The sequence below is a fragment of the Azonexus sp. genome (genome assembly GCF_036170495.1).
Lineage (GTDB): Bacteria > Pseudomonadota > Gammaproteobacteria > Burkholderiales > Rhodocyclaceae > Azonexus.
Map to the genome: position 1 here is coordinate 1 of NZ_JAVHPH010000066.1, position 3,336 is coordinate 3,336.

Here is a 3,336-nt window from a genome sequence, read left to right on the forward strand (position 1 = left end):
AAATCAGCGTTTCCCTAGGGTAACACCGGGTTCCCAGTGTTTTCCCGCTGGCATAAGCTACGGCCGAATAATACAAATAAGCCAAGGTATTCGGTAATGTCTGAGAGCGGCAGTAATCGGAAGGGTAGCGACTTCTGCAATCTGGAGTATTTGCTGGTTAATCTGGGACGAAACCAGGCTGCTGCAGAACGACTGATTCATATTTTTCTTGAGAATGCACCGACCTTATGTCGGCGACTCGAAGATGCCGCAAAACAGGGTGACCTGCTGGCACTGAGAGACGTACTACACGACATTCGCAGCAGTTGTGTTCTTTTTTCCGGAAACCGCTGCCTGGATCAGGCTCGCGACATCGAACAACTCGTTCGCGAACATCTTCTCGAGGCCACCATCGGCAATTCAGAGCCCGACTGGCCATCAATGTCGGCCCCCTTGTGTCTGTGCATACAGTCCATGGCGACAGAGTTGGAGGGCTTTTTGCTAGAAGGAGACGACTGAGTCGCTATCCGTCAAGGGCAGATGACGATGCCAGTATGGAGCGCGAATCGGGTCAAGCCGGTTACGTCATGGACGCCGATTTTTTCCATCAGGCGACTGCGGTGAAATTCGACGGTCTTCGGGCTGATGCCGAGTTCCCGGGCAATTTCCTTGGTGGTTCTACCTGATGCTACATGACGGAGAATCTCGGTTTGTCGCGTGGTTAGTCGAGAGTTCTGCCCGGAATCACTTTCAGCCTCCGAGCGCAAGCTCATCGCACTGAGTTTCGGCGACAGGAAACATCCCCCTTCGAGCACTATAGCCAAAGCCTGAAGTAGCTCGGCAAGAACGAAGTCTTTCAGCAGATAACCATTGACGCCAGCGGCAAGCGCTTGCTCGATTATTTCCTGGCGGTCGATGCTGGACAGCACGAGAATTCTAGTTTTCTGATCAAACTGGCGAATGGCGCGCGCTACCTCAATGCCTGACGGCCCGGGCATGGCGATATCGAGCAGGACAACGTCGGGTTGAAGCTGGCGAATGGCAGCAATGGTTTCGTGACCCTCGGCGCATTCTGCTTCGACCTGGTATCCAGGCAGGGTCTCGATAATGGCGCGGATGCCGGCGCGTATCAGCAGTTGGTCGTCAGCGAGAACAATTCGTGTCGTTTTCATGGTCAGCTCAAGGATAAGCCAAAGCGGAACAACTCGATATGCTCATTCAGGGGTATTGCGACACGATGGGGATTGGTGTTGTCGGAAATCCACGAGGGCTTCAGCGGATGCGTTCCTTCATGGCGCGCTGGGCTTCCCGCTTCGAGTCCTTGTCCAGTTGGTCGGCGCGTTTGTCGTGTAGTTTCTTGCCCTTGGCCAGACCGATTTCGAGCTTGATGCGGCCACGCACGAAGTGCAGATCGATGGGTACCAGCGTGTAACCGGCGCGCTCGACCTTGCCGATCAACTTGCCGATTTCATTGGCGTGCAGCAGCAGTTTTCGGGTGCGTACGGGATCGTGCGAATTATGGGTGGAAGCAGTTGCCAGGGGGCTGATGTGCATCCCGATGACGTAGATTTCGCCACTCTTGATGATGACGTAGGATTCCTTGATGTTCATCCGGCCGGCACGAATGGCCTTGACCTCCCAACCTTCGAGGGCAATGCCAGCTTCGTACTTTTCTTCGACAAAATAGTCGTGAAAGGCTTTTTTGTTGACCGTAATGCTCATGCTACCGGCTGTTCCTTTAAAATCGCGATTCTACAGGAAACAGGAATACTGCCGCTGCATGGCCCTCGTTGAAAAGACCGTCTTGATTGAGCAATCTGCCGAACGCATGTTCGAACTAGTGGACCGTTGCGAGGATTACCCTGCATTCTTACCATGGTGCAGCCATACCGAGTTGAAGTGTCGTGATGCGGCGAAAACGGTTGCGACGCTGCATATTAACTATCACTCAGTCAAATCCTGTTTTACGACGGAAAACGACAAGGAGTTTCCCCGGCTGATGAAAATTCGTCTAGTTGATGGGCCATTCCGCCATCTGGAAGGTTCATGGCATTTCAAGGCATTGGCCGAGAATGCCTGCAAAATCGAATTCCAGTTGCGCTACGAGTTTTCCAGTAAATTGTTCGAAAAGGTGATTGGCCCGGTGTTCAGCCATATTGCCAATACGTTTGTCGATGCCTTCGTGCGCCGTGCCACGCAGGTTTACGGAGTCAGCCATGGCTGAAATGTTGAGTGTTGAAGTTTGTTATGCCTTGTCAAATAAGCAGGAGCTTGTGCGCATCAAGTTAACTGAAGGGGCGACGCTGCAGCAGGCGCTCGAGGCCTCCGGGTTGCTTGAGAAGTATCCGGAAATCGATTTGAAGAAGAATAAATTCGGCATTTGGAACAAACTTTCCAAGCCTGATTCTGTGCTGCGTAATCTGGATCGCGTCGAGATTTACCGGCCGCTGATTGCCGATCCCAAGGAGGTTCGGAAGCAGCGAGCGGCTGAAGGGAAAGTCATGAAAAAGGGCGCCGGCGATTCCGACGCCGAGAGTTGAGTCTGCTTTTTGCTTTATTTGCAGGTGTTAGCCATGAATTTGCGGGCGCGTTCCATTTCCTGATCGCGTTGCGAGGCGTCCATTAACTTGCGCTCGCCCTTTTCGTCAACTGTGTTGAGCGGCTGATTTGATTCGAGTGCCGCCAGATTGCGCCGGGCTCGCTCGCAGTTTTCGTTTTTTTCCTTTTCGGCGGCTTGTTCCTTGGCTTGTTTGTCAGCCTTCTCCCTAGCCTCCTGTTGCCGCTTCTTGAAATCGAGATCCTTTTCTGCAGTGGTCTTTGGTGCATCGGCGACCTTGGGGGCGTCGACTGTTTTTTCCGGGATGCCCTCTGAGACAACGGCTGGTTTTACGCCACCGATGGATCGTTGTCCCTTGGCGGTAGCTGGTGGCGGGACGTCTGAAACGACCGTCTGGCCGTTGCTGTCCTTCCATTGAAAGGTTTCCGCGTGGGCGGAAATGCTTGCTACGGTCAACGGGAAAAACAGGGCAAAAATGAAGGAGTGTCTCGCGGTCATCTGGGTTTCCTTGGCTTTTCTGTATAATACGATTTTGTGACCTTGGATTAAAGGCTAAAGGCCATGCGACTGCTGCAAAAAGCTCTGACTTTCGACGACGTACTGCTCGTCCCCGCACACTCCCAGATTCTTCCCCGCGATGTTAGCCTGGCTACCCGGCTGACCCGCAATATTACCCTCAACCTGCCCTTGCTTTCCGCAGCCATGGATACCGTGACGGAAGGCCGTCTTGCCATCGCGATGGCCCAGGAGGGCGGGATCGGCATCATTCACAAGAACCTGTCACCCAAGGCCCAGGCGGC

The 3,336-nt window shown here is 53.5% G+C and carries 7 protein-coding genes; 4 read left to right on the plus strand and 3 right to left on the minus strand.

The window, feature by feature from the left end; all coding sequences use genetic code 11:
- The first annotated feature begins 96 nt into the window (after positions 1–96).
- Positions 97–498 (plus strand): Hpt domain-containing protein, encoded by a 402-nt coding sequence (locus tag ADADOO_RS02150; protein WP_511274601.1) that lies wholly within the window; start codon positions 97–99, stop codon positions 496–498.
- Positions 499–509: 11 nt separating this feature from the next.
- On the opposite strand, the gene ADADOO_RS02155 is transcribed toward ADADOO_RS02150, so the two are convergent.
- Both ADADOO_RS02155 and smpB read right to left on the minus strand, forming a co-directional pair.
- Positions 510–1,151, minus strand: a complete 642-nt coding sequence (locus ADADOO_RS02155; protein WP_511274602.1) for a response regulator — start codon at positions 1,149–1,151, stop codon at positions 510–512.
- Between the two features lie 100 nt (positions 1,152–1,251).
- Complete coding sequence (gene smpB / locus ADADOO_RS02160) at positions 1,252–1,701, minus strand: SsrA-binding protein SmpB (RefSeq protein ID WP_511274604.1); 450 nt, start codon at positions 1,699–1,701, stop codon at positions 1,252–1,254.
- Between the two features lie 58 nt (positions 1,702–1,759).
- Here smpB and ADADOO_RS02165 point away from each other — a divergent pair, with 58 nt between their 5' ends.
- Positions 1,760–2,203, plus strand: a complete 444-nt coding sequence (locus tag ADADOO_RS02165) for a type II toxin-antitoxin system RatA family toxin (protein WP_511274606.1) — start codon at positions 1,760–1,762, stop codon at positions 2,201–2,203.
- On the plus strand, positions 2,196–2,519 hold the full coding sequence (locus ADADOO_RS02170; protein WP_511274607.1) for an RnfH family protein: 324 nt from the start codon (positions 2,196–2,198) through the stop codon (positions 2,517–2,519). Before ADADOO_RS02165 ends, ADADOO_RS02170 begins: the two co-directional genes overlap by 8 nt.
- A gap of 14 nt (positions 2,520–2,533) precedes the next feature.
- On the opposite strand, the gene ADADOO_RS02175 is transcribed toward ADADOO_RS02170, so the two are convergent.
- Positions 2,534–3,034, minus strand: a complete 501-nt coding sequence (locus tag ADADOO_RS02175; RefSeq protein WP_511274608.1) for a DUF4124 domain-containing protein — start codon at positions 3,032–3,034, stop codon at positions 2,534–2,536.
- A gap of 63 nt (positions 3,035–3,097) precedes the next feature.
- Between ADADOO_RS02175 and ADADOO_RS02180 the strand changes: the two genes are divergently transcribed.
- On the plus strand, positions 3,098–3,336 hold a 239-nt coding region (locus ADADOO_RS02180; protein ID WP_511274610.1), incomplete at its 3' end, for an IMP dehydrogenase.